Source organism: Spirosoma pollinicola (assembly GCF_002831565.1).
GTDB lineage: Bacteria > Bacteroidota > Bacteroidia > Cytophagales > Spirosomataceae > Spirosoma > Spirosoma pollinicola.
This window is the reverse complement of the sequence record NZ_CP025096.1, coordinates 5,516,832-5,543,199: the sequence shown is the minus strand read 5'-3', so window position 1 is coordinate 5,543,199 and position 26,368 is coordinate 5,516,832. Positions and strand designations below refer to the sequence as shown.

Annotated in this window: 24 protein-coding genes and 1 pseudogene; 16 read left to right on the top strand and 9 right to left on the bottom strand. The window is 49.0% G+C overall.

Annotated features, from left to right (window positions below; genetic code table 11):
• Position 1 precedes the first annotated feature (1 nt).
• The 5 genes from CWM47_RS23360 (at position 2) to CWM47_RS23340 (ending at position 7,535) form a co-directional block, all read left to right on the top strand.
• Positions 2 to 769 carry a 3-keto-disaccharide hydrolase gene (locus tag CWM47_RS23360; protein WP_100990587.1) on the top strand — a complete coding sequence of 256 codons (768 nt, stop codon included), beginning with the start codon at positions 2 to 4 and terminating at the stop codon, positions 767 to 769.
• Between the two features lie 229 nt (positions 770 to 998).
• Entirely contained in the window at positions 999 to 3,872 is a 2,874-nt protein-coding gene (locus CWM47_RS23355; RefSeq protein WP_100990586.1) for a PVC-type heme-binding CxxCH protein, read from the top strand.
• Between the two features lie 233 nt (positions 3,873 to 4,105).
• A complete protein-coding gene (locus CWM47_RS23350; protein ID WP_100994010.1) occupies positions 4,106 to 5,362 on the top strand; it encodes an FG-GAP repeat domain-containing protein in 1,257 nt (418 codons plus the stop codon).
• 139 nt (positions 5,363 to 5,501) lie between these two features.
• Positions 5,502 to 6,794, top strand: coding sequence for an AAA family ATPase (locus CWM47_RS23345; protein ID WP_100990585.1), 1,293 nt, complete (start codon positions 5,502 to 5,504; stop codon positions 6,792 to 6,794).
• Between the two features lie 3 nt (positions 6,795 to 6,797).
• Positions 6,798 to 7,535: an HNH endonuclease family protein gene (locus tag CWM47_RS23340; RefSeq protein ID WP_100990584.1), complete on the top strand. Its 738-nt coding sequence runs from the start codon at positions 6,798 to 6,800 to the stop codon at positions 7,533 to 7,535.
• Positions 7,536 to 7,547: 12 nt separating this feature from the next.
• On the opposite strand, the gene CWM47_RS23335 is transcribed toward CWM47_RS23340, so the two are convergent.
• Positions 7,548 to 9,734, bottom strand: a complete 2,187-nt coding sequence (locus CWM47_RS23335) for an alpha-galactosidase (protein ID WP_100990583.1) — start codon at positions 9,732 to 9,734, stop codon at positions 7,548 to 7,550.
• A gap of 264 nt (positions 9,735 to 9,998) precedes the next feature.
• A complete protein-coding gene (locus tag CWM47_RS23330) occupies positions 9,999 to 10,568 on the bottom strand; it encodes a type 1 glutamine amidotransferase domain-containing protein (RefSeq protein WP_100994009.1) in 570 nt (189 codons plus the stop codon).
• An 87-nt stretch (positions 10,569 to 10,655) separates the two neighbouring features.
• Here CWM47_RS23330 and CWM47_RS23325 point away from each other — a divergent pair, with 87 nt between their 5' ends.
• Together CWM47_RS23325 and CWM47_RS23320 are read left to right on the top strand one after the other, a co-directional pair.
• Positions 10,656 to 10,925, top strand: coding sequence for an ArsR/SmtB family transcription factor (locus CWM47_RS23325; RefSeq protein WP_100990582.1), 270 nt, complete (start codon positions 10,656 to 10,658; stop codon positions 10,923 to 10,925).
• Positions 10,926 to 11,019: 94 nt separating this feature from the next.
• Positions 11,020 to 12,111: an alkene reductase gene (locus CWM47_RS23320; protein ID WP_100990581.1), complete on the top strand. Its 1,092-nt coding sequence runs from the start codon at positions 11,020 to 11,022 to the stop codon at positions 12,109 to 12,111.
• Positions 12,112 to 12,177: 66 nt separating this feature from the next.
• On the opposite strand, the gene purQ is transcribed toward CWM47_RS23320, so the two are convergent.
• Positions 12,178 to 12,864 (bottom strand): phosphoribosylformylglycinamidine synthase subunit PurQ, encoded by a 687-nt coding sequence (purQ, locus tag CWM47_RS23315; RefSeq protein WP_100990580.1) that lies wholly within the window; start codon positions 12,862 to 12,864, stop codon positions 12,178 to 12,180.
• A gap of 478 nt (positions 12,865 to 13,342) precedes the next feature.
• Between purQ and CWM47_RS23310 the strand changes: the two genes are divergently transcribed.
• The 7 genes from CWM47_RS23310 to CWM47_RS23280 all read left to right on the top strand — a co-directional run bounded on the left by CWM47_RS23310 (position 13,343) and on the right by CWM47_RS23280 (position 18,502).
• Positions 13,343 to 13,558, top strand: coding sequence for a hypothetical protein (locus tag CWM47_RS23310; RefSeq protein WP_100990579.1), 216 nt, complete (start codon positions 13,343 to 13,345; stop codon positions 13,556 to 13,558).
• Positions 13,559 to 13,598: 40 nt separating this feature from the next.
• Positions 13,599 to 14,246 (top strand): hypothetical protein, encoded by a 648-nt coding sequence (locus CWM47_RS23305; RefSeq protein WP_100990578.1) that lies wholly within the window; start codon positions 13,599 to 13,601, stop codon positions 14,244 to 14,246.
• Positions 14,222 to 15,022, top strand: a complete 801-nt coding sequence (locus CWM47_RS23300) for a sensor histidine kinase (protein ID WP_170069443.1) — start codon at positions 14,222 to 14,224, stop codon at positions 15,020 to 15,022. The genes CWM47_RS23305 and CWM47_RS23300 overlap by 25 nt, the downstream gene beginning before the upstream one ends.
• A gap of 187 nt (positions 15,023 to 15,209) precedes the next feature.
• Positions 15,210 to 15,860 carry a response regulator transcription factor gene (locus CWM47_RS23295; protein WP_100990577.1) on the top strand — a complete coding sequence of 217 codons (651 nt, stop codon included), beginning with the start codon at positions 15,210 to 15,212 and terminating at the stop codon, positions 15,858 to 15,860.
• A 28-nt stretch (positions 15,861 to 15,888) separates the two neighbouring features.
• Positions 15,889 to 16,911 (top strand): dipeptide epimerase, encoded by a 1,023-nt coding sequence (locus CWM47_RS23290; RefSeq protein WP_100990576.1) that lies wholly within the window; start codon positions 15,889 to 15,891, stop codon positions 16,909 to 16,911.
• Complete coding sequence (locus CWM47_RS23285) at positions 16,908 to 17,993, top strand: aminotransferase class I/II-fold pyridoxal phosphate-dependent enzyme (protein WP_100990575.1); 1,086 nt, start codon at positions 16,908 to 16,910, stop codon at positions 17,991 to 17,993. The genes CWM47_RS23290 and CWM47_RS23285 overlap by 4 nt, the downstream gene beginning before the upstream one ends.
• A gap of 65 nt (positions 17,994 to 18,058) precedes the next feature.
• Positions 18,059 to 18,502, top strand: coding sequence for a hypothetical protein (locus tag CWM47_RS23280; RefSeq protein WP_100990574.1), 444 nt, complete (start codon positions 18,059 to 18,061; stop codon positions 18,500 to 18,502).
• A gap of 57 nt (positions 18,503 to 18,559) precedes the next feature.
• On the opposite strand, the gene CWM47_RS23275 is transcribed toward CWM47_RS23280, so the two are convergent.
• From CWM47_RS23275 to CWM47_RS23265, 3 genes and pseudogenes are all read right to left on the bottom strand, one after another.
• Positions 18,560 to 19,396, bottom strand: a complete 837-nt coding sequence (locus tag CWM47_RS23275; protein ID WP_100990573.1) for a sugar phosphate isomerase/epimerase family protein — start codon at positions 19,394 to 19,396, stop codon at positions 18,560 to 18,562.
• Between the two features lie 81 nt (positions 19,397 to 19,477).
• Positions 19,478 to 20,425, bottom strand: a complete 948-nt coding sequence (locus tag CWM47_RS23270; protein ID WP_100994007.1) for a DUF1338 domain-containing protein — start codon at positions 20,423 to 20,425, stop codon at positions 19,478 to 19,480.
• A gap of 21 nt (positions 20,426 to 20,446) precedes the next feature.
• Positions 20,447 to 21,131, bottom strand: a pseudogene (locus tag CWM47_RS23265) (acyl-[acyl-carrier-protein] thioesterase); the annotation flags it as partial.
• Between the two features lie 301 nt (positions 21,132 to 21,432).
• On the opposite strand from CWM47_RS23265, the gene CWM47_RS23260 reads away from it, so the two are divergent.
• The gene (locus tag CWM47_RS23260; protein WP_100994006.1) at positions 21,433 to 22,047 is read left to right on the top strand and encodes a trimeric intracellular cation channel family protein; all 615 of its coding nucleotides are present in this window, start codon (positions 21,433 to 21,435) and stop codon (positions 22,045 to 22,047) included.
• A 199-nt stretch (positions 22,048 to 22,246) separates the two neighbouring features.
• Here the strand turns inward: CWM47_RS23260 and CWM47_RS23250 are convergent, their stop codons facing one another.
• From CWM47_RS23250 to CWM47_RS23240, 3 genes are all read right to left on the bottom strand, one after another.
• Positions 22,247 to 22,681: a type II toxin-antitoxin system VapC family toxin gene (locus CWM47_RS23250; RefSeq protein ID WP_100990572.1), complete on the bottom strand. Its 435-nt coding sequence runs from the start codon at positions 22,679 to 22,681 to the stop codon at positions 22,247 to 22,249.
• On the bottom strand, positions 22,678 to 22,914 hold the full coding sequence (locus CWM47_RS23245) for a hypothetical protein (protein ID WP_100990571.1): 237 nt from the start codon (positions 22,912 to 22,914) through the stop codon (positions 22,678 to 22,680). Before CWM47_RS23245 ends, CWM47_RS23250 begins: the two co-directional genes overlap by 4 nt.
• 87 nt (positions 22,915 to 23,001) lie before the next feature.
• Entirely contained in the window at positions 23,002 to 23,274 is a 273-nt protein-coding gene (locus CWM47_RS23240) for a type B 50S ribosomal protein L31 (protein ID WP_100990570.1), read from the bottom strand.
• 602 nt (positions 23,275 to 23,876) lie between these two features.
• Between CWM47_RS23240 and CWM47_RS23235 the strand changes: the two genes are divergently transcribed.
• Complete coding sequence (locus tag CWM47_RS23235) at positions 23,877 to 26,357, top strand: ribonucleoside-diphosphate reductase subunit alpha (protein WP_100990569.1); 2,481 nt, start codon at positions 23,877 to 23,879, stop codon at positions 26,355 to 26,357.
• Positions 26,358 to 26,368: the final 11 nt, after the last annotated feature.

Below are 26,368 nucleotides of genomic sequence, written 5' to 3'. Positions count from 1 at the left end.
CATGAAATCAATCCGGCAAATTTATGTACTACTTACGTCAGGCCGTATTTGGCTGGATGCTTCTGTAGCGAAGTCCACAACGCCTAAATCGCCATTATTTTCTTCTCGCAGGCCGCTGCTAGTGAGCCAGCTGGTTATCCTATTTGTTAGTGTAGCTGGGCAAGCCTTTACTAGTCTGCCTATTTTTGCCCAGTCGCCGGAGAAGGCTATTTCGTTGTTTGACGGCAAAACGCTGACCGGCTGGAAAACGGTTGACCCGGCTCATCAAAAACTCTGGTCGGTGGCCGATAGTCTGATAAAGAGCGGTGATGGCGTTCATAAAATACCCGAAAATACCTACCTGCATACCCTAAAGGAATATGGCGATTTTGAATTTCGGTGTCTGTTTCGCCTGTACGGCGACCCCAAAACAGGCATGATCAATAGTGGTATTCAATACCGGTCGGTGCTGGAGGGTGGCAAAATATTTGGTTATCAGGCCGATATGGGCAATGGCTATTGGGGTGATCTGTACGACGAACACCGTCGGGGCAAACTTGTCGGTGGCGACTTGCGAACGCTCAAACACCTTTTGAAAGAAGAGGGCTGGAACAGCTACATCATCCGCTGCAAAGGCAACCGCCATGAACTGTACATAAACGGCGTGAAAACCTGCGACTACATCGAGAAGGATAGCAAGATTCCCCAGAAAGGTGTCATTGCCGTTCAGATTCATAGCGGGGGCGTTGCCCAGGTTGAATTTCGGGATTTAGTGATAGTGGAGTTGTAAGGCTTTACCACCCCCAACCTTTTACCACCCCCAACCCCCTCCTAAAACAGGAGGGGGCTTTAAGAAGGGTAGCCCGTTACGGAGCCCCCTCCTGTTTTAGGAGGGGGTTGGGGGTGGTGCTTACATCAAACTAATACCACACTCAATCAGTAGGAAAACTAAATCATATAGTTTCCTAGTCAAACGTGTATCTAGTTACTTTACAATCACCAGCTTACGACGTCTTCTAATGAACAGGCTCTATCTATTCGTCCCTATTGTGTATGCTGTTCTCGCATTGTCCAGCCCGCAAGGCCTGGCCCAATCGACTAAAGCCAAACCAGTTGCCCAATCCACCGACAAGGTCGACCGGGAGTATGCGATGGAGGCAACTATGCTGGGCTATTTTTCGAAGGATGGAGCCCGAAACCCGACTTTAAAGGCTAACAAAGGCGACCGTGTACGGATTGTAATTACCAACGGTGAGCAGATGACGCACGACATTTCCCTGGAGAAACTCGGTCTCAAAAGTAAGTCGATCAACGATAAGGGGGCTAGTACCAGCATTACGTTTACAGCTGATAAAAGCGATACGTATTACTGCTCTGTGCCGGGACACCGCGCGGCTGGTATGGTTGGCAATTTCGAGGTCGTGGAGGGTTCACTAACCACCGCCACTGTGGCCGGACAGTTGCCCATGAAGAACGGAAAGCCGCTAAATCTGAACGTCGAAACGGGTACACTAGCTGACTGGACCGCTACCGGCGATGCCTTTACCAACCCACTTATCGATCAGGACCCATCGCCGGTACATGATAAAGAGATGCATATTGGTTTCGACGGGAAGTACTTTCTGAGCAGTGGAGGTACGGTAAACTATAAACAAACCGGCACGTTGACCTCGGTTCCTTTTACGGTTACGCAACCGTTTGCTGCATTCAAGGTGTCGGGTGGGGCATTGCAGGATACGCGGGTCGAACTCGTACAAGCAGGAACAGATAAGGTTATTTTTCACAGTACCGGACAGGGTCGGGCTACGCTTCAGCCGGTTGTGGTTGATTTGACTCCCTACCAGAATCAGGAAATTTTTATCCGAATCATCGACAATGAGACCGGTATTTCGCAGATCCCATACATCGCAAATGATAAAATGGCGCACATCAATTTTGATGATTTCCTGTTTTATCCGACGCGGCCTGTTTTCGATAATGAACTGAATCAAAAGGATATTATCATTCTGCCACCCCTGGACCCCGTTCTTCATGCCGGACTGTCAGGTATCGAAGCGGCCAAAGTAATGACCCTGCCAAAGGGGTTCAAAATCACGCTGGCAGCGGCAGAACCGGATGTGGTTAAACCGATTTGTTTTACAACAGATCCGCGAGGGCGGCTTTGGGTGGTTGAGGGGCACACTTATCCCGTTCCGGCACCGGAAGGACAGGGTCGTGACCGCATTCTTATTCTCGAAGACACCAATGGCGATGGGACGCTGGACAGCCGGAAGGTCTTTGCCGAAGGCTTGAATCTGGTTAGCGGCATTGAAGTCGGCATGGGGGGCGTGTGGCTCGGTGCGGCTCCATACCTGCTGTTTATCCCTGCCGACTTCAAGAACGATAAACCCAGTGGCCCACCCCAAAAAATGCTCGATGGCTGGGGCACCGACGATACCCACGAAGTACTAAACAGCCTCCGTTGGGGCCCCGATGGCTGGCTATATGGCACGCACGGCGTATTTACTCACTCCAACGTTGGCAAGCCGGGGGCACCCGACGCCGAGCGGACGAAATTAAATGCTGGTGTCTGGCGCTTTCACCCGACCACGCAAAAATTTGAGCTATTTTCCGAAGGTACCAGTAATCCCTGGGGGCTCGATTTCAACGATTACGGCCACGCGTTCGTAACGGCCTGCGTGATTCCGCATATGTACAATATGATACAGGGCGGGCGATACTTCCGGCAGGCGGGCAAGCATTTCAACCCTTACACCTACGACGACATTAAAACCCACGCCGACCACGTGCATTGGGTAGGCGAACGTGGCCCTCATGCCGGAAACTTCCGGTCGGCATCGGCGGGTGGCGGCCATGCACACTCCGGAGCTATGATTTACCTGGGTGGCGACAGTTGGCCGAAAGAGTACCGGAACGACATTTTCATGAACAACATCAACGGGGCCAAGCTGAATAATGACCACCCTGTTCGGGCTGGTTCAGGCTATATGGTTACCCACAAACCCGATTTTTTGACCATGAACGACTCCTGGTCGCAATGGCTGAATATGAAATACGACCCCAGCGGTTCGGTATGGGCTATCGACTGGTACGACAAGAACCAGTGCCACAGTCCAAACCCGGACGTGCATAATAAAACGATGGGCCGCATTTTCAAGATCACCCACGAAAACGACAAATGGGTACAGGTCGATCTGGCTAAAGCCTCGGACATGGAACTGGTCAATTACCAGCTGAACCCCAACGAGTGGTACGTCCGGCAGGCTCGAACGCTTTTGCAGGAGCGCGGTCCGAACAAAAAGGTGCACAAAGCCCTGAAAGAGATGCTGGCGAAAAACCCCGATCCTACTCGGAAACTCCGCGCCTTGTGGGCACTTCACGTTACGAAAGGGCTTAACGAAAAAGAGTTGACAGATTTGCTGGCCAATGAAAACGATTACGTCAGAAGCTGGGCCATTCAGTTGTTGGCAGAAAGTAAGAACGTTTCGCCCGAAACCCTGAAACGGTTTGCTGATCTGGCAAAAAATGACAACTCCCCCCTCGTTCGGCTTTACCTGACCTCGGCCATGCTTCGGCTGGAACCGGCTCAACGATGGGATGTCATGGATGCGCTCGTTCAGAAGTCGGAGGATAAAGACGATCATAACCTGCCGCTGATGGTGTGGTATGCATCCGAACCGCTGGCGGCTATCGACATGAAACGGGCGTTGGAAATGGCTCAGAAATCGAAGATGCCAAAGCAGTTGCCTTACACCATTCAGCGCATCGGCGCCATCGGTACAGACGATGCAAAGAAACTACTGAAGGAATTGAACGAGCGTGTGGGAAAACTGGATCACTCGCACGAAAATCACGAAATTCAGGAACTGATTGCCAGGGTGCTGGAAGAGTGAGGGCTGTAGCTAGCCTACGACCGGGGGCTGCCTGTATCCGAGGGCTGTGGGCGACGCTCTACCGGAGGGCTGCGCCCACCGAGGGCTGCGCCCCCGGTTATCCGGAGTCAACCCCTACGGGGTTATGATGTGATTGACTAGTACTTAACAACCCCGTAGGGGTTGACTTTAGATAGCCGGGGGCGTAGCCTCCGGTGGGTGTAGCCATAGAGATGATAGATCTCACCATGACCATGACCAAACGTATAACCATCTTACTCCTCGCCTGTTGTCTGACAACTGCATATGGTCAGGAGACAAAACCGCTGTTTAAGGTGCGCCAACAGCAGGCTGATAATACACCAGCACGGGCGACGGCAACTCCAGTCGTACCATCGGGCGATTTCAAAAAGACCACTCTCACCCGCGATTTCATTTCGGAGGGTGTGGCCGTTGCCGATCTGAATAAAGATGGGCGCATGGACATCGTTGCCGGTTATTACTGGTTTGAAGCTCCCAACTGGACCCGCCACGAGATGGCTCCTTCCCGCACGTTCGACCCCCGAAAAGAATACAGCGAGTCATTTCTGAATATGGGTATGGATGTAAATCAGGATGGCTGGGACGATGTAGTGATTATTGACTTTCCCGGTAAATCCGCTTTCTGGTTCGAGAACCCGAAGAGTAAGTCGGGTGCATCTACTACAGGCGCATGGAAAAAGCACATTATTGCCGATTCGGTAGGGATCGCTAATGAGTCGCCGGGGTTTATTGATATAGACGGCGACGGACGGATCGATATTCTTTGCGGAGACAAGGCTAAAAAGCAGATTGTCTGGTTGAAACCACCGTCTAAACCCGGCGAAACAGAATGGAAACGGTATCCGCTGAGTAAAGAAAATGTGCCCGGAACCGAGATATTTTCGCACGGAATTGGCTATGGCGATGTAGATAAAGACGGTATCAAAGACGTTGTAATTCGGGAGGGCTGGTTTAAAGGAACGGCTGACAAAACATCCGGCGATTGGGTATTTCACCCGGCCGATCTGGGCGAACCCTGCTCGCACATGCAGGTGCTGGACGTGAACGGTGATGGTAAAAATGATGTCGTCAGTGCATCGGCGCATCAGCTTGGCGTCTGGTGGCATGAGCAGGTTGCCGATGAGCAGGGGGGTATTAACTTCAAAACCCACCTGATGAGTAACACCACCGCCCAAACCCACTCGTCCATCATGGCCGACTTGAACGGCGATGGCCGTGCCGACTACATTACCGGCAAGCGGTTTCTGGCCCACCACGGCCGCGACCCCGGCGACAGTGATCCGGGTATCCTGATGTGGTTCGAGTTTACGCCCGGAAAGGCCCCCTATTATAAAGAACACATCATCGACAACGACTCCGGCGCGGGCCTCAACATCGTAGCACAAGACATGAACGGCGACCGCAAACCCGACATCGTCATTGCCAACAAGAACGGCGTGTTCCTGTTTGAGAATAAGCTGAAGAAGTAGAATTACGGTTTACAGATTACGGTTTACGGTTAGGCGGGGATATTTCGGTATCTTCGCCTACATTGTTTTAGAGTAGCCTGGACGTCCCGTCCGGGGTCAGTGGAACGCTGACAACTGAGTGAATATAAATTTAAGAAGTATGGCTACTGAAAATCCCCGCGTCTGGTTCAAGAGCATCTCGCTCAAAAACGTCCGTTCCTTCGGCACGAAGCAGACGATCAACTTCACCGATAAAGACGGCAATGCCGCCCGCTGGAATGTGATTTTGGGTGATAATGGAACGGGGAAGACGACGGTGTTGAAGGGGTTATTTTTAGCAGTAAACGAGAAGTATAATCTAAGTCGATATGCATTTGACTTTTACTCGTTACTTAGAAAAGATTATTTGGTAGCGGATATCAATGTTGAGACTGATGAATTTGTAAAGGAAGAAAAAAAGAATAGACATGCATTGTTGACTTTGTTTATAAGTGAAGAAGCAGAAGAGGAATTTCATGCTGATGATAATACATATCCAACTGTCTATTCCGCTACTACTATAGAAGATGAACGCATAAATGTGTTGGAGCCAGGTGAAATTAAGCCTACTGTTTTTACGTATGGAGCTTCTCGAAGAATAGGTGAATCTGGAATATCTGAAGCTTCTGAGGGATCTTTTATTACATTATTTGATGATACTGAAAATCTTCTTAATGCAGAAGAGTGGTTAATACAAGCTGATTATGTTGCATATAAGAACACAGATCTTCGCACTCGTTACGACCTAGTAAAGCAAACAATTCTAACAGTTCTGCGAGAAGAAGTTCTAGATCTAAGCATTGATGCCGATACCGGGGTACCCAAAGTATATTTGAAAACGCATTATGGAAACGTGCGCCTTCATGAACTTAGTCTTGGCTATAAAACACTTATTGCCTGGATGGTTGACTTTGCCAAAGGATTGCTTGACCGTTATCCTAATAGTAAAACTCCACTTGCTGAACCCGCCGTTTGTCTGGTTGATGAGATTGATTTACACCTGCACCCGAAATTTCAACGGACTATCATTCAATTTTTGACCGAAACCTTTCCAAATACACAGTTCATCGTTACGGCGCATAGTCCGTTGATTGTTCAGTCCGCAGAAGATGCAAACATTATTTTACTGAAGCGTGAGGGGAACGAAACGGTGGTCGCTGATAGCATAGACGTGCATAGCTGGCGTGTTGACCAGATTCTAAGCAGCGATTTGTTTGGCGGCATTAGCCCCAGACCGCCACAAGCAGAAGATAAAATGCAACGCCGACGAGCGTTGTTATTGAAAGATAACCGAACCGAAAAAGAAGATAAAGAACTGGAGCAACTGGAAGAAGAACTCGGTCAGCTAAAGGCTTCAGAGTCGGAAGAAGCCTTAAAAGCACTTGAACTAATAGGTAAAGTTTTGAGCAAATAACTCGTGATTAAAATTGACAAGTCCGCCGTAGTAATACCATCAATTTTAGCGAGTAAAGGCAGAGGGGAACAGGCAGCAGATGCGCTAAAGGCTTTATTTGATAAGGGAGAGACAACCTTTGCGTTTAACAAAGCTATTTATGGTCATAAAGCAGTAAAAGAAGCACTGATCGAAATTCAGCATAATAAATGTTGTTTCTGCGAAGCCAAAATTACTCATATTTCGCACGGTGATGTCGAGCATTTTCGGCCTAAAGCGGGTTATCAAATTGATGAAATGCAGGCGTTAATAAAGCCTGGCTATTATTGGCTGGCCTATGATTTCAGCAACCTGTTTTTCTGTTGTCAGGTGTGCAACCAGACATACAAGAAGAACTACTTTCCACTAGCCGACGAACGTAAGCGGGCCAATTCGCATAATGACGACTACACACTGGAAGAAAGTTTGATTCTGCATCCGGCGCTCGATGTAATTGACGACCATTTAGTGTTTGAAGCGGAGATCATCAAACCAAAAAATGGTTCTCAAAAAGGTGCCGAAACAATCAAACGAACAGGGCTAAACCGCCCAGCATTATTAGAAGAGCGGCTTTCCTATCTAAAAACGCTACGATTTTTAGAAGAGGCAGCAAAAGGAGATACAGAAACGGCTATGGAATGCCGTGCTCATTTCAAAGAGGTTGGAAAGAGGAAACACCTCTATTCCGCTATGGTACGCGCCAACTTCCCCGACTTAATCTAAATTAGCGTCCTCTTACTCCACCACCCACCACCCATAACCCTCCGGCTCGATCTCCACCATCAGTTCAACGTCATAATTCCGATTCAGTTTATACGCTTTCGCTTTTCCTTCGCCCTGCCGAATCATGGCCGTTTCGCGTAGACCGGTGTAATGGAGCGGCAGTTTGATGGTCCGGATAATTTTTGTTTTGAGCGGATTGAACAGCATGACCAGCCCTTTCTCTTTACCTGTGGGGCTCACGTGCAGGAAACCGTCCCAATCGCGGCCGTCGGGTCGGCGGAGGTGAACAAGGTCGGTGTTGAGGATAAGCCGGTATTTTTTGTACCAGTCAATAACCTGCTTTACGGTCTGCTTAGTCGCTTCGGTATCGTAGAGACGCGGGCCCCGGTAACAGGCCTGTACACCGGCTCCATAATACTGCATCATTAGTTGTTTGTAGTCGGTGAGGTGTTCGCTGAGGGGTTCGAGTACGGCTTCGGGACCACCGCCCTGGTATTTGGTGAGCGGCACAAAGCCCCAGCCCATCGCTGGCGTTTTCTCCCAGGTGCCATCGAAGATGTTTTGCCGGTTCAGGATTTTCTGCTGTTCGCGGGATAGTGAAAAATTGACTTCCCGATAACCCAATGCGATCTTGTTGGTACCGTCCATAAAATACCAGTCGGGGGCGTTGATGTACACGCCTTTTTCATTCAGGTCCCGGTAAAATTTCTTCTGCATCTCCATCTGTACCCACTGCGAATCGGCCAGTCCTTTGTGGCCGGGGTGCTTGGTCGATGCACACACATCGCCGGGGTAGGGGCCGTCGTGTTCGAGTAAGTCGAAGCCCGTTTCGGTAATGAATTTCTTAAGGCTATTCAGGTAGTTGATGCCCCACTGACTTGCCAGACAAGGCGCATGTCCGAAAAAAGCCCCCTTGTCGGGCAGTCCGGTTTTGGGGTCGATCACGTCCGTTTCGTCGTCGATCCGGCGGCTGCTGAACAGCGAGTAACCGCCTAGCAAGATGCCTTTCGCGTGGGCATAATCGGCAAGCTCCTTGAATTTTTTGATGTTTGCGTCGCTGGCGTCTTCCATATTCAGCCCACTGCCGAAACTCAGAATCACCAACTCATAACCTGTTTCTATACATTGGTCAATGGCCCGTTTTACCGTGGCCGGGTCTGTGCTGACCAGATGCATGAATATTGGATTCTGTGTTGTCCAGGGTGTTACCGTCTTGTAGAATTGCCGCCGGGCTAGCCCATTGCGTTCGCGGTCGTAGCTATCCAGTAAGAGTTCATACGTACGAATAGACGTATACGTCTGGCTTGCGTCGAGGTCGATGCCTACGCCGAGTGTGGGGTACACTTCTAACAGACAGGGCGTCTCATAATTATAATTGACTTGTGAGGTGTAGGCCGAATCGGTTTTCCAGTGCGTGGCCTGATCGGAGAGGTCGTACCGCATCGCGTTGTTGAACGCAAAGTTGTTTTCGACATAGATTCGCTGCGGTTTTTTCATCCGCTCGGGCTTTCCAACTACGGCAGATTCTTCCTCGGGCGTGGCCAGTATCTCGTTGATAACCTGATTGATGTGGAGCGGTCTCTGGCTTTTGTTCTCAATCGTTACCCATTTACACAGGGTTGGCATGCCGTTATATAGCGCGTAGTGGACGATTACCTCAACGCCCTGCACCTCAGGCTGGCTGGAAGTAAACCGCAACGTCAATTCTTGACCGGCGGCCTGCTTTCGGTTCTGCGTCCAGGTGCGTGACTGCCAGTTGATGTAGGGTGTTAATGCCGAAACCGTAAACGACTTGAATTGAAAATCGGCGGCATTGGCTGTAAATCCGTTGAGCCATTCCTCACGCAGATAGGCATGTTCTTTCTGCCCGTAAAGACCGCCAACGGCATACGCTTTACCATTCAGAATTACCCGTGCTTCGGGTTGGATGGAACGCACAAACTGCTCATTCGTAGACAGGTTCTGAAAATCGACCGTTGCCAGATTAGGACTTACTCGAAACCGGCGTGTGAGCAGGCCGTTTGACAAAACCAGGTCTTTACCGTTGTTGGCCTGAAATACCCCGGCTTTCTGCGTAAGGGGTGTAATTAGCCAGTCGCTTTTAACAGGTGTAGGCCTATATAGTGGCAGGTTATTGATTTGAGCAAAGCTATTTTGCGCTAAAAGCCCGCAAGCCAGTAGCCAAATTCTGATACTCATTCTCTTCTTGTTTAGGATGTTAGGCGCTATTCTGCGACGAAAGGCCTAAATAAAGAGAATATTTTGAAAGATCAGCTTTATAAGGAGCTCTGTGAAAATATGTCAGATTGTTTTTTGTCATGCTGGAACGCCAGCCCGGTGCCGAAGCAACCTACCGAAGATGCTTCCTTCGGCACCGGGCTGGCGTTCCAGCATGATAAAAAACAATCTGACATAAACTACTGCAAATTAGGGTGAGTATTTATTAGGACTCATCCTTTCTTGTTAGGCGTGTTGGCCCTGGTGCTTGCCCTCCCGGATTTCTTCAATCATCTTCCGATTGAAGGCGGGAATATCATCGGGCTTGCGACTGGTTACCAGACCCTGATCCGTTACCACTTCTTCATCGACCCAGTTAGCACCGGCATTGATAAGGTCGGTCTTGATAGACGGGTATGAAGTTAATTTACGTCCTTTCACTACATCGGCCTCAATAAGCATAATTGGCGCGTGGCAAATGGCCGCAACCGGCTTATGGGCTTCAAAGAAATGTTTCACAAACTGCACCGCTTTAGGTTCTGTGCGGAGTTTATCCGGATTCATGACGCCACCCGGTAGTAACAGAGCATCGTACTGGTTCGGGTCGGCACCGGCGAGGGGCAAATCAACCGGGAAGCTGTCGCCCCACTCAGTCTCGTCCCATCCTTTTACTTCACCGCCATTCGGAGCGATGAGGTGCGTTGTGGCACCAGCGTCCTGTAGTGCTTTGCGTGGTTCGGTCATTTCGACCTGTTCAAATCCATCGGTTAGCAGAATCGCTACTTTCTTTCCCTGCAATCGTTGCTGCGTTTCCATAATCATTGAGTGTTTTGTTGTCCTCTATTAACCAGCGATCAGGCGGAAGGTTATGCCATAAGGGTAGTTTTTTGTTAGGTTTGTAGTATGGACGCTAAATCATGTGAAAAGGCAACCGGCGCTATTGCCGATAAATACAGGCTCTCGATTTTACTGGAACTGGCTCAGCGGGAAAGGATGACCTCATCTGATATTCAGGAGTTGACGGGTTTGTCGCAACCCTGCGTGTCACATCATGTCCGTTTGTTAACGGAGAGTGAATTAGTGACTGCCGATAAAGAAGGCCGAAACATATATCTGCGCCTGAATAAAGACACAACCCGCCAATTATCGCTTTTCCTCTCGAAGCTGACGTAAAAATTTTGCCAAAAACATTTAAACTTTTAAATATTTAAATCAGTTTTCTGTCCGTATACAAAAATTAAACCCGTAGTAATACGGACTTATCTGGATGGCACAAAAACTTTTCTCGGCGGCTACGCTGGGCAACTTAACACTTCAGAATCATATTGTCATGGCTCCCATGACCCGGAACCGGGCAACAACAGATCATGCTGTAACGGACATTATGAGTACGTATTATGCGCAACGAGCCTCGGCTGGCCTGATTATTACCGAAGGCATCGCGCCTTCGCCAAATGGTAATGGGTATGCTCGTGTACCAGGTCTGTATACACCCGCACAAATAGCCGGGTGGAAAAACGTTACGGATGCTGTTCATGCAAAAGGCGGGAAGATTTTTGCTCAGTTGATGCACAGTGGGCGTGTTGGCCATCCAGTCAACATGCATGAAGGTGGCGAGGTTATCGCTCCCTCTGCTATTGCTGCGGCTGGACAAATTTATACCGATACCGACGGGATGCTGGACCATCCAACTCCCCGGGCATTGTCGACCCAGGAGGTCAAAGATGCAATTCAGGAGTTTGTGCAGTCAGCAAAAAATGCGATTGAAGCCGGTTTTGATGGTGTAGAAATCCACGGTGCCAACGGGTATCTGGTTGAGCAGTTTTTACGGTCAACAACAAACCAGCGAACCGACGAGTATGGCGGTTCTGCCGAAAATAATGCCCGCTTTGCCCTGGAAGTTGCCGAACAGGTAGCAGCCGCTATTGGCAAAGAAAAAACCGGTATCCGGTTGTCGCCTTACGGCGTATTTAATGATATGCCTTACTCACCAGACGACGATAAGATCTACCATTACGTAGCTGAAAAGCTATCGGACTTCGTTGTCTATATTCACCTTGTCGATCATTTGTCGATGGGAGCCCCAGCGGTCGATCCGGCTATAGTAGACGCTATTCGGGATAAATACACCGGTACGCTTATTTTAAGCGGAGGCTATGATGCCGAGCGGGCAGAGGATGCGCTGGCGAATGAGAAAGCGGATCTGGTCGCTTTCGGGAGGCCGTTTATTGCCAACCCTGATCTTGTCGAACGTATGGAAACGGGTGCTGAGTTAAATCAGCCCGACTTCTCGACTTTCTATACACCCGGCGAGAAAGGCTATACCGATTATCCGGTGCTTGAAGAAGCGAAGGCCTAAGTGATAGAATCAGGAGTGAGGAGTAGAAGCCATTCGGCGCGTCAGCACTTCTCACTCCTGATACTGTTATACCAACACCGTTTTTAGAAGTTGTTGCAGAATTAACCGTCCGTCGGTATTGCCAAGAGCAGAGTCGGCAGCCCGCTCGGGGTGGGGCATCATACCAAAAACGTTTTTGTTTTTATTGGCTACGCCCGCAATATTTTCCAGACTACCATTTGCGTTGGCCGCTTCGGTAGCAGCTCCAGTCTCGTCGCAGTAGCGGAACAATACCTGGTTATTGTCGTTCAAAGCTTTCAACGTATCAGCATCGGCAAAATACCGCCCGTCGCCATGAGCAATGGGGATTTTATAGGCTGGCTTATCTAAACCAGCCGTCAGCAAAGCGTCGGTCGATTCGGGTTTCAGGTAGATATTTTTACAAACATATTTCTGACTACTATTCTGTAGCAGAACCCCCGGAACCAGACGTGCTTCGGCCAGAATCTGGAAACCATTGCAAATACCCATTAGGTAGCCGCCCCGGTTAGCATGGGCAATCACCTCATTCATGATTGGCGAAAAGCGAGCTACAGCACCAGTGCGCAGGTAGTCACCGTAGGAGAAGCCGCCGGGCAGGATAATAAAATCGCAGCCTTGCAGATCATGATCTTTATGCCAGAGTTTTACGACCTCCTGGTCCATCAGTTCCAGGGCGTCTACTGCGTCCTGATCGCAGTTAGAGCCGGGAAATACAACAACGCCAAATTTCATAGCGGGAGAATTGCTAAATCGAAGTAATTCACAAAGATAACAGTTCAATCGCTACTTCTACGACTCAGTCATTGTCTTCTGCACGAAGATCACCAGTTAGATCGACGTTGCCTCAGCTTTCTAGCGCTACAAATAGGGCTTAACACAGACAGACCGCCGGGTAAATACCCGGCGGTCTGTATTATCAGGAAGGTGATGTGGGTGGATGTAGATAGAAATAACTCTACAAAGATGATAGATGTAGGACTAAAAGGATAGGGGAGAATTGCCCATTATAAGGGGGGAGAATTACGGTAACGGATACGGGAAAATTCCCGTATTTATTCTGAGAATACTTGTTTAAATTGGTTTTAATAATTGATAATCAATGGACTAGCTGTAAAACTTTGACTAAATCGCATCAATTTTATTTTTAATTCCTACCCGACCTTGTTAGCTTCCTGAAACTATTGCCTTAACTTTTTTAAACCTCACTGCTATGTTAGAATTTGTATTCAATAAAGTAAGACTGAAGGCGTTGATTGACGAATCTCCGGATGATCAGGATGAGGTACTTGTCCAACTGGCTTTTAGCATGGGCAAAGACAGTATTTTTCCGGCAACGGTTATTGCCCGTTGTCAAAAAACGGGCGATGTTAGCGAAAAGGGCGGCTCGGAAATTAACGGTTGCCCTCGCCCTCCCGGTTGTGGTTGACCGGCATGTTGTCCACGTATCAAATAGCTGATTTACTCTAATGTGGCCATTCGTTGCAAAAGCCATTGATTATTTCGATACAGTCCCTCCTCTGCTGTTGCTCATCATGGCCGTTTCCACGATGCGTCGACCGGGGAGGGATTATATTGTCTGTTATTTATGCTGTCAGTTTTTTTTTAACGGCTATGCCAATCTCCTGAATGAGCTAGAAAGGGATAATCTATTTGCTTACTCCCTCAATTTTTCCTGGTCTTATTTCATTTTATCGCTGTATTTCGCCCGGCTTTATGCCTCGCCAGTACTGAAGCGGCTCATCATGGGCCTTGTTAGCCTGTATCAACTAAACTTAATGTATACCTTACAGGTATCGAGTACAGTAGGTACTTTTACCAGTGTGCCGTTTGGAGCCGTTAGTTCATTAATCACCCTTGGCTGCTTGTCCTATTATGGGCAACAATTATCTGGCCAGCCCAGGGAAAATATTTTAAAGGTTAGGGATTTTTGGTACGTCAACGGTATCTTCACGTATTACGCCAGCAACTTCTTTATCTTCCTAACCTACAATACGTTGGTAAGCCGTAATTTGGTCAACATCGGTATCGTATGGAAAATCCATAATGCCGTTTTTCTGGTGATGTGCGTTTACTTTTTTATTGGTATGCGATGCAAAACCTTACCGGAGAGATAGAACTCGTTAGTATTGCTACGGTATTTTTGTTGCTCATCACGTTGGCACCCATTGCTTTCGTTTTGATGCATCAACGCCAGTATATGCGCTATCTGCAAGACAAAGAGCAGATGAAGAACCTCTACCAGCGCGAACTTCTCCAGTCACAGATCGAGATTCAGAATCAGACGCTTCAGCAGGTTGCCAATGACCTGCACGATAACGTTGGGCAACTGCTCACCGTAGTGGTTATGCGCCTGAACGCCCTTGAAGATGAGGTCGCTGAACCTACCCAGCAGGCGGCTGTTCTGCAAACCCGGGATCTGGTCCGAACGGTTATTGCTGACGTTCGTACACTATCCAAAACACTCGACCACGATACCGTTCGTCGGTTTGGTCTATTGCCCAGCCTAACACTCGAACTGGAGCGGATTCAACGAACTGGCCGGATACAGGCCGAATTAAGTACTCTAGGAGAACCCTATATACTGGGAGAACAGGTAGAAATCGTCCTGCTCCGAATGACGCAAGAGTCACTTAATAATGCCCTTAAACATGCTCAGGCCAAGAATTTACACGTTTTGGCCGACTTTAAATCCGATAGTTTTATCCTGACAATCAGCGATGATGGCCGGGGTTTTAGTGTTCAGAAAGCCACTGCCCGGCAACTTGATGAAGCAGGATCTGGCTTGACTAATCTCTACCGAAGGGCCACGCTGCTCGGGGGAACCTGTGTGATTACCAGCCAACCCGGAGCGGGCACCCGCGTTGACATCCGAATGCCTCGCAGCCAATAGTTTGCAACGATAGTCAATCGTGGTTATATCAACATTGTAATTTTTTATTAGTACTAATGTATATTTATAGTATACTAAAGAGATAGAATTGATTCTTTTTAGGTTAAAATAGTTTAATAGGGTATTGTGTGGTTAGGTTTAGCTTTCTATTTTTCAGCTAGCAATTTACATCTACGTTACCAATCCTATGCCCGTATCAATAGCCATTGCTGATGATCACCATTTAGTAGCGGCAGCTTTGTCTGATATGATCCGCAAGTTTGAGGAGTATGATGTGTTGCTCGTGGCCGAAAATGGCCGCGATTTACTCGATCAACTGGCTCTTGCGAACCAACTTCCTGACATTGTTTTGCTGGACGTGAGCATGCCGGAAATGGACGGGTTTGAGACCGCTCTTTGCCTTCGGCAGTTATATCCGGCCATAAAAGTGCTGGCCCTGTCGATGGATGATCGCGAAGAGCACATAGTCAAGATGATACGAAATGGGGCCAGAGGGTACCTGCTTAAAGGGTGCCGCCCAACAGAATTTCGACGGGCGCTGGATGAGATCATGATCAAGGGTTTTTATTATTCCGATTTCCTGACAACACAGCTCATTCGGAACCTGAACGCTCCTGCCGAAAATGGCCATAATTTACCCTTTAACCTGAATAGTCGCGAACTTGAATTTTTGAAAATCGCGTGTAGTGAATTGACTTATAGTGAAATAGCCGAAAAAATGTTCGTTAGTCCGCGTACCGTAGATGGCTATCGCGAAGTTGTTTTCCAGAAAATGAACGTCAAAACGCGCGTAGGCATGGTGCTGGAAGCGATGCGACACGGTTTAGTGGAATTGTAAGGGCCTCCCTTTTTTCTATCTTTACCGAATGCAATTGCTCTTTCATCGGGTGGATCTGCGCCTGAATCACACCTTTACTATTGCGCATGATAGCCGCGACGTGCAGCCAACACTAATCGTGGAACTGCGCGATGGCCAGTACAGCGGGTTTGGCGAGGCCACGGCCACCCGCTATTATGGCATTACCATTGACGGCATGGTGGCCGCGCTCGAAGCGATTCGCAATCGTGTCGAAACGTCCTCCCTCACAGACCCGGAAACCTTCTGGGCCGATATGCAGCCTTTTCTGGCCCAAAACCCATTTGCCCTCTGTGCGCTCGATCAGGCGGCATGGGATTTATGGGCCAAACGGCAGCACCAACCGCTCTATAAACTCTGGAACCTGAACCCGGCCAATAGCCCGATTACAGATTATACGATTGGGCTCGACACGCCCCAACGGATGGTTGAGAAAATGCAGGAACGCCCCTGGCCGCTCTACAAAATAAAATTAGGGCGGCCCGATATGGATATAAGGCTCGTGAGCAGCCTTCGGGAATATTCCGATGCGGTGTTTCGGGTCGATGCCAACTGCGGCTGGACAGCCGCCGATACCATCCGGAAATCGGAGGTATTGAAGCAATTAGGTGTTGAATTTATTGAGCAGCCACTCCCCGCCGATGATTGGGATGGGGCAAAAAATGTCTATGAACGGAGTGCCTTGCCCATCATTGCCGATGAGAGTTGCATTGTTGAAAGCGATGTTGACCGGTGCGCAGGCTACTTTCACGGCGTTAATATCAAGCTTACCAAATGTGGAGGGCTGACACCCGCCCGGCGTATGATCAGTCGTGCGCGCGAACTGGGTTTACAGGTTATGGTTGGCTGCATGACCGAGTCGAGTGTGGGTATTTCGGCCATAGCGCAACTGCTTCCACTGCTCGATTATGCCGATCTGGATGGGGCGATGCTTATTGCCAACGACCCCGCCACGGGCGTTACATTTGACTATGGCAAAGTCGTTTACGCCACTGAAAATGGCACAGGGGTGAATTTATTGACAAGCGAATGAGTGAGATTTTTCACATAGATCAACTGCCCAACCGAACGATAGCTCACAACGGTCAAGAGTATCTTTTTTTTAGTGGTACGGCTTATTTGGGCATACCCCAGCACCCAACTTTTCATCGGTTAATGACCGAGAGTATGTACCGCTACGGCACTGTTTTTGGCAGCTCCCGAAATGGTAATGTACGCATTGGCGTCTACGAAGAAGCCGAAGCGAAACTGGCCGCCCGAACGGGAGCCGAAGCCGCCCTGACGCTCTCGTCGGGGATGATGGCCGGGCAGGTGATCATAAACTGGCTGCGGAGTCAGACTGCCAGTTTCCTGTATGCTCCTCATGCCCATCCGGCACTTTGGCATGCACCCACGGTTACTATACCCCAACTGTCCTTTGCCGACTGGATAGACCAACTCCCCGATCTTGTAAACGCTCTGCCGCCCGGCCCGGTGGCTATTCTAACCAACTCACTCGATGCGGTTTGTTCAGACTATTACAATTTCGAGTGGGTCAACAACCTACCCGACAACCGGCCCATTACGCTGGTTGTCGATGATTCGCATGGGTTGGGTGTACTCAATAATGGACGTGGTATCTGGCCGCAGATTCCGCGAAATCCGAGCCGGGCTGGTGGGCCAATATGCCTGTTAGGGACCGGCTCGCTGGCCAAGGGAATGGGCCTGCCGGGAGGAATGGTTTTTGGCGATGCCGACACGATAAAAACGATACGTCAGACGGCCTTTTTTGGGGCTTGCTCGCCGATGGTCCCCGCCTGCCTGGACGCTTACTTACAGGCCGATAACTTGTATGCCGAAGGTTACGAGCGACTGCAACGGAACATACAACTGGCCGAAGAACTGTTGCTGCCCACCGGGCTTTTTCAACATGCTGAGGGCTACCCGGTTTTCTTCACAGAACACGATGAATTGTATGCAGACTTGCTACAGCACAGTATATTAATTTACTCATTTGCTTATCCAACCGCTGCCCACCGGGCCAATACTCGTATTGTGATTAGTGCTTTTCATGAGCTGGAGGATATTAAGCGAGTAACCGATCAGATCTTAGCCATTTGTAAAGCCGTTTCTTAAATAGTTTTTGTTTGACGCCACCAAAGGTTGTAAAATAGCGTATATACTAAAAAAGGTAATTAGCGATGAAAATACGATACGCCCTGCTTGTCCTTATTACAGTAATTATTGCCGCTTGTAGCAAAAAAAATGACATTGCTCCAAGCGATCCAGCTACCCAAGTGGCCGGGACCTATGAAATGAGCACGCTGCGGTATGATTCGGCGGGCGTTAGTATCTATAATCTTGCGCTTCCTATTACTGGAGCAGCGGCCGTATCAGGTGCAATTACGGTCCGGCGGGATTCGGCAACGGTCGTATATACAACCTATACCATCAAACAGACAGGGTTTAGTGATTTTAACGACACGTTTGGTCAATTGAAACTGAAGGGGACCACATCCCCGTACGACATTTACTACGGGGCCAATAAAATAGGTTCTACGGACGGGAAAACGTTCACCATTGATTACTCCTACACCGACCAGGGTATTACTTACCGGGAAGTCTACGCCGGACAAAAGAAATAGAGACTTTACGCAGTGAAAAGAATGGCGCTCTTTGCGCCGTTTGCGTTTAAACGCCTGTTACAAACCCGATAAAAAGGCTAGGCTTGGAGCCATTTGTTCCATCGAGCGCGACGATTCATCTTCAATAAAGAAGTGTTTCACACCCGACTTTTTAGCCTGTTTCATAATCGCGGCAATACCTACATCGCCCTGCCCCAGAATTACATTCGACTCCACGTCGGAGTGCCCGTTGTTGCTATCGGGCGTGCCGGGTTTACGGTCTTTCAGGTGCATCAGCAGAAACCGTTTGTGATATTTCTGCAACAGTGCAACCGGGTCATAACCGGGCGCTTTCACCCAAAACACATCCATCTCGAAACTAACCGATTTAGGGTCAAGATTCTCTGCCATGTAGTCAAAAAAAGTACCGTCTTTGTAGGTTTGAAATTCGTACCCATGATTATGGTAACAGAGCGTAATGCCATTCTGGGCTAATAGTCTCCCAGCCGTGTTGAACACGTCGATGGCCCGGTCGGCATCGTAAATAGTAAACGCATCTCCTCCATGAGGAATCCAGGTGCACACGACATACTTAACGCCTAGTGCTCTCGCTTCTGTCAGGATTTTCGGTACGTTATTATCCAAATCCTCAAAGCTTGCCCCTGTGCTAATGGCTTTAATGCCGTTCTGATCAAGAAGTTTACGAAAATCATCCAGACTCAGGCCATAGGTTCCGGCAATTTCTGCTTCCCGAAAGCCCATCTCTTTCACTTTGGCCAGCGTTCCCGGCACATCCTTCGCAAACTGGTTGCGGAAACTATACAGTTGCAGCCCTACCGGCGCAGGTTTCTGTCCCAGCGAAATCAGGCTACAGACCAGCAGCCCGGCAAGTAAAAAGGTAGATTTTAAACTCATGGAGCGAAAGAGTTAAAAGGTATTCGATTTATGGTTTATGGTTAGCAGACGTACCATAAATCGTAAACCGAATACGGTAAACTATCTACCCGTTTGGGTCGTAAACGTACTTTCAAAAATCTTGTCGGCGTTGCCGGTTTCGAACCCTTCGCGTCGGTGCTGGCGGGTGATCTGGTCAGCAGGTAAGTCCCTGAATGGCGGCAGTATACGCCGTTCGGCAAATTCGACGTAGGAGCCCGCAATGCGGAAAATGTCGCCATTTGCGAATTCGGCGTCGATCATCTGGGCAACGGTAGAGGCTTGCCGCAGGTCGCCATCCGGGCTTACTTTAATAGTGCCCCCCGCCGAATTGAGTTTCAGTCCCTGTTCTTCAAGAAAGGCAACGAACGCATCGATGGTGTTATAACCCGCTTTCAGATTATGCACGCTGATGGTAAAATGATTCAGGTAATAGCGGTTGTAGATCACCCAGGCCGCATATTCACTTTCGGCCAGTAATGTTTGGTAGTCGACCAGGGTGGGCGTTTCCCAAAGCGGCTGGTGCAGGAACTGGTCAACGGCTTCGGCATCGTCCAGGTTCAGCGAATCGACGGGGTCACTTTTTACAGTGTCGGTGTATTTGTGAATAATTCGTTGCGCTTCCTCCGACAATTCATGCACGCGCAGTTCACTAACGAAAATGCGGGGAAGATCAGGCCGGGGCGAGTCCACGCGGGGCGAATCCACGCCGGGCGGGCTGTACCAGTAAGCCGTTAATTTCTTGCCGACGAAGTTAAATTCGTCGCGCCGTTCGTAGCCATAATGCATAAAAATTTTCTCGAACGAGGCTATTCCCAGATTCGGTACACCCATCGTTCGGAAGGCAATGTGATCATTCTCCACGTCGCCCGGAGACTGGATAATCCCTTCCTTAACCATAGAGTCCAGTACTTTATGTACATCGGGAACGCGTTCGCTGTACCGGCGCATCAGGCCGCTCATCACAGCGTCGACAGTAGTTGTGGTTGGTTTATTTGTTGAAGTGGTCATGGTTGTTTTTGTCATGCTGGAACGCCAGCGGCTTCTCGCCAGGATCACATCTTTGCCCGATTCGGTTTGAACGATTCGATGTAGCAGCGCGTCTGTCGTTTCTATGGCGGTTTGAACATCCAGCCAATCGTGCCAGTGGCTTTCGATGCGGTAAACTAAATCAATTTCGGCAATTTCCCGCGATTGTAATGTCTCGGTGTCAATGGATTCGATTAACCACTGCACATACGCCACATTATTGACGTGCTTATTCTGGTCGATGCTCAACCAGCCGACCTGTACCCGTTTGGTATCCGTTGGAACGAAGGGAATTGTTTGGCCGACGAATGAAATCGGGTAGGGGAACCATACTCCGCTTTTCCATACTGAACACCAGCCATGTACTACCGGCGTCGGCCAGCAGCGTTCCATCTTCGGCCACTATCCGAAAGTCGCGGTGAATAAAATACTTATCGACCGTGGTGGGGTAGGTCATCAACTGAATTGTATCGCCATAGCGCGGGTATTGGTGCATCCGCAGGCAAAACCGCATCAGCATCCAGCCAAAGCCCCGTTGACCCAAATCGGCAATGCCGATGCCGTAGTCGATAGCATTTCGATTGGCCGATTCCTGCATCAGGTTCATCAGGGCCGGAATACTCATTCGCCCGAAGGCATCACATTCGTAGCCGCGTATTGTAAAGGTATCTGTCTGGATAAACGCCATGCTGCAAAGAACGGTAGAACGTCGATTGGTAAAGTTAAGCGGGACAATATACAGTAGTATAAAGTTTTGAGTCCTGTACGGGATCGCATCTTGCTGTCCAGCCCTGTGAGCTAAAATTGTATGTACTACTGGTGAAAAATTAGTCTGGCGGCTGGACAGCAGGATGCGGTCCTGTACATGACTGGATAAGTTATACTAGGTCGCATCCCGTCGGCATAAAAATACGGGCTTTTCTGCCTTCTTTTGCGGGTAATTGGCCAATTCAATTAGTCAGCTTACCATTGACGAATTCTTTTCCTTTATGACAGTCTGGTATATAACGGATTTAGTCGGTACGAGCGTTTTTGCGATTTCGGGGGCTTTATCGGCGCTCAGCAAAAAGATGTACCACGACCTGTTTGGTCTTTTTTTTATTGGGTTTCTGACGGCTGTGGGCGGTGGTACCCTCCGTGACATCATTATCGGAGCACATCCCATTGCCTGGATACGCGACCCGAATTACCTGATCGTTATTCTTGGCAGCGTTATGCTGGCCGTTCTGTGTCGAAAGTGGTGGCTTGGACGATTGCAACGGCCATTACTTGTTTTTGACACGATTGGGGTGGGTATCTACACAATACTTGGTATGCAAAAGGCGCTTGCCCTGGGTGTTAATGATTGGGCATCTATCCTGTTGGGTATTATTTCTGCTTTGTTTGGAGGTGTTATTCGGGATACACTGGTCAATGACCTACCCTTAATCTTTAGTCGTCAATTATACGCTACTCCCTGTCTGGCGGGAGCCCTTCTTTATCAACTTGGGCGGTCATTACCCATCGACCCAACGCTAACATTCATCGTGTCGGTGAGCGCCATTACGGTGTTTCGGCTCGTCGCTATCCGTAAAAATTGGGCGTTGCCACAAATTCAAAAATGATGATTTAGGCCGCTTTCTTGATTAGGTTCTCCGGCACCAATCTACAAAATAAAACTCCCCCGTCGCGTTGACCGCAGCGGGGGAGTTTTTTATGGATACGAACGAATCGATTACTGTTGGGTCGATGTTGGCGTTGCGTTTTCTTTGGTGCCATAGCGCTTGCGGAACTTGTCCACGCGACCGGCCGTATCGAATCAACTTACCCGATGGATACAGGCAGGGATTCGACAATGAAGAATGTATTCAATAAATCGTCCGCTGTCTTAAAAAGCTGAACGTCGTGTTTGATGCTAATCGCCGAGGCTAATTGAATGGCATCAAGACTACGGAGACCACGCTGCCCATATTTATCAAGTAATTGTCGGGAGAGTTTAAGGAGAGAGTCATCTGTAAGGACAAGCGTATAGACAGAGCAATCGTTATCAAAAGCATCCAGCAGGAGAGTCGCATTTTGAGCCGTAATTTCGTTCATTCGGACTTTGCGCCAGACAATGGACCGAAATTCAATCGTAGCCAATCCGGATAAATAAATCTGCTCAATGGATTGGGATTCAAACAATTGTTCTAATTCAGTTGAGCCATTTTCTTGAAAATACAACTTAAATAAGGAGGACGTGTCCAGAAAAATGTTCATAAAGACTCTCTTCGTTCCTTTATGACTTCCTCGCTAAATGATCCTTTGTAGTCTTTCAATGCTTCACGGGTTTTTCTGAACGAGAAATTTGCTAATGTCAGCCGTTTGTGTTTCGGTTTCATTGCGGGAGCTTCCAGAAAAGTAACAATAACCTTAGTCTCATTTTCAAATGGGACTTTGTCATGCAGGTAAACCTGTCCATTTTGATAGACTCCTTCAACAGCTACTAACATGGGCTTCAGTTTTTATCAAATATACAAAAAAACTCCCCCGTCGCGTTGACCGCAGCGGGGGAGTTTTTTGTGATGTGAACGAACCGACTACTGTTGGGTCGATGTTGGCGTTGCGTTTTCTTTGGTGCCATAGCGCTTGCGGAACTTGTCCACACGACCGGCCGTATCGAGCAGTACGTTTTTCCCCGTATAGAATGGGTGCGACTGCGAGCTAACTTCAATCTTTACGAGCGGGTAGGTCTGGCCTTCAAACTCGATAGTGTCTTTGGTTTGAACGGTCGAGCGGGTCAGAAATTTATAGTCGCTCGACAGGTCGTGGAATACCACTTCGCGGTAATCCGGGTGAATGCCCTTTTTCATGATTAATCTCAGTTTCTTGTCATCTTCTCGGTTTCCGACCGAAAAGGACTGCAAAGGTACGGCGTTTGACTGGAATACCAAAACCTTTTCCGGCTTCTTTTGCAGGGTGATTATGAACCTACTAAATTGGTGCCGTTTCCTAATATTAGGGTCACATAGTCTTGTGCCTATCCTTGTTTATTCTTACTTTTCCATAGAAATATTCTTCCTCTAACGAACAACGCAGAACGGGCTTTGCCTTTCTGCCCGATTAATAAAATCTCTTTTTTTATTTTTTAGACTAGTTCTACAATGGGCTATTGTTAAGTCGCTAAGGCTGACGACTTAACAATTTCTTAACCTGTTTGATAGAGTTGCACCTTTCAATGAATTCTGGAAATTCCCGAACCTTCCGGGTTGCTTTTCCGTCTATTTCAAGAGAACTTTAAAACGGCATTCTATTTCGGTGATAGCGTTCAACTGTTGTTGAATTTGCTCGATCAGCTTCCTGATAGATGTCACTCAAGGGAGAAAACCCGCCTACGGCGTAATCCAAGCCCTTTTACCAGAACGTTTACCGAATTCATCATTTTTTCATACATTAAAAACTAACCCAAACGCTCATGTTTGTTGTTAAACGCGATGGCCGCCGGGAGTCGGTTAAATTCGACAAAATCACGGCTCGGATCGAGAAACTATGTTATGGTCTCGACCCCGCTTATGTACAACCAGTAGAGGTGGCTGTAAAGGTCGTTAGTGGTCTGTACGACGGTGTTAAAACCACCGAACTCGACAATCTGGCTGCCGAAACAGCCGCGTCGATGACAACCAAGCACCCCGATTACGCTATTCTGGCTGCCCGAATTGCTATTTCGAACCTGCACAAGGAAACGAATAAGTCGTTCTCCGGCACTATCAAAAAACTGTATCAGTACGAAGATCCGAAAACCGGCGAAAATGCATCGCTGATTTCGAAAGAAGTGTATGAAGTGGTGCGCCAGCACGCGGCACTCCTCGATTCGACAATCATCTACGATCGGGATTATGGCTATGATTATTTCGGTTATAAGACGCTGGAGAAATCGTATCTGTTGAAACTGGATGGCCGGATTGCCGAACGTCCGCAGCATATGCTGATGCGTGTAGCCGTTGGCATTCACCAGGAGGACATCGACGCAGCCATTGAGACCTACAATCTGCTGTCCGAAAAGTGGTTCACCCATGCAACTCCGACGCTGTTCAATGCCGGAACGCCAAAACCGCAAATGTCGAGCTGTTTCCTGATAACGATGAAGGATGACTCCATCGACGGTATCTACGACACGCTGAAACAAACCGCTAAAATCTCGCAGTCAGCGGGGGGGATCGGACTGAGCATTCACAACGTTCGGGCTACGGGTACGTATATTAAAGGCACAAACGGAACATCCAACGGGATTGTGCCGATGCTGCGCGTGTTTAACGATACAGCCCGCTACGTCGATCAGGGTGGTGGCAAGCGTAAAGGTTCGTTCGCTATTTATCTGGAACCCTGGCATGCCGATATCTTCGACTTCCTGGATCTGAAAAAGAACTCGGGTAAAGAGGAAGGCCGCGCCCGCGATCTGTTCTACGCCCTCTGGACGCCCGATCTGTTCATGAAGCGCGTTGAAGATGACGACGTTTGGTCGTTATTCTGCCCGCACGAGTGCCCCGGCCTGGCCGATTGCTACGGCGATGAGTTCGAGGCTCTATACTCGCGTTACGAGCGCGAAGGTCGTGCCCGCAAAACCATCAAGGCACAGGAGTTGTGGTTCAAAATTCTGGAATCGCAAACCGAAACCGGCACGCCTTATATGCTGTATAAGGATGCAGCCAATAAGAAATCAAACCAGAAAAACCTCGGCACCATCAAGTCGAGTAACCTCTGTACCGAAATCATCGAGTACACAGCCCCCGACGAGATCGCCGTTTGTAATCTGGCGTCCATTGCCCTGCCGAAGTTCCTGACGCGCGGCACGGATGGGATACTTCGGTTCGATCACCAGAAGTTGTATGACGTGACCAGAACGGCCACCCGCAACCTGAACAAGATCATCGACATCAACTATTATCCCGTTGAAGAGGCTCGTCGGAGCAACATGCGCCATCGGCCCATCGGTATTGGTGTGCAGGGGCTGGCCGATGCGTTCATCATGCTTCGGATGCCGTTTGAGTCGGATGAAGCGCGTCGCCTGAACGAAGATATTTTCGAGACGATCTACTTTGGCGCTATGACCTCGTCTATGGAGCAGGCCAAAGAATCCGGCCCATACGAAACCTGGAAAGGCTCGCCAATTTCGGAAGGAATCTTCCAGTTCGATATGTGGGGAGTGAAGCCAAAATCAGGTCGCTGGGATTGGGAAAGCCTACGGAAAGACGTCGTAGAACACGGCGTTCGGAATTCGCTGCTGCTGGCCCCGATGCCAACCGCGTCGACCTCGCAGATTCTGGGTAACAACGAATGCTTTGAGCCGTATACGAGCAACATCTACACCCGTCGCGTATTGTCGGGCGAGTTCGTAGTGGTAAACAAACACCTGCTCAAGGATCTCGTGAAGCTCGGCTTGTGGAACGACGCCATGAAGAACAACCTGATTCTGGCCAACGGCTCGGTTCAGGCAATTCCGAACATTCCACAGAACATTAAAGACCTGTACAAAACGGTTTGGGAGATCAAGCAGAAGCACATTATCGACATGGCCGCCGACCGTGGTGCGTACATCTGTCAATCGCAGTCGCTGAACATCCACATTCAGGATTCGAACTTCGGCAAGCTAACGTCCATGCACTTCTACGCCTGGAAAGCGGGCCTGAAAACGGGTATGTACTACCTCCGCACGAAAGCCGCTTCCGATGCTGTGAAGTTCACGGTTGTACAACCACAAGCCGAGCCACAACTGGAGCCCGTCATGGTCGAATCTGTAACTGTAGAAAAACCCCTCGATTACGTACAATACGCCAAAGAGCACGCCCGAAACACGACTCCGCAGCCTGTACCGATGGTAACGGACCTCGAACAGCAGTATGCCGCCATGACCTGCTCACTCGATGATCCGGAAGGGTGTGAGATGTGTGGGAGTTAGGTTAGATTGAT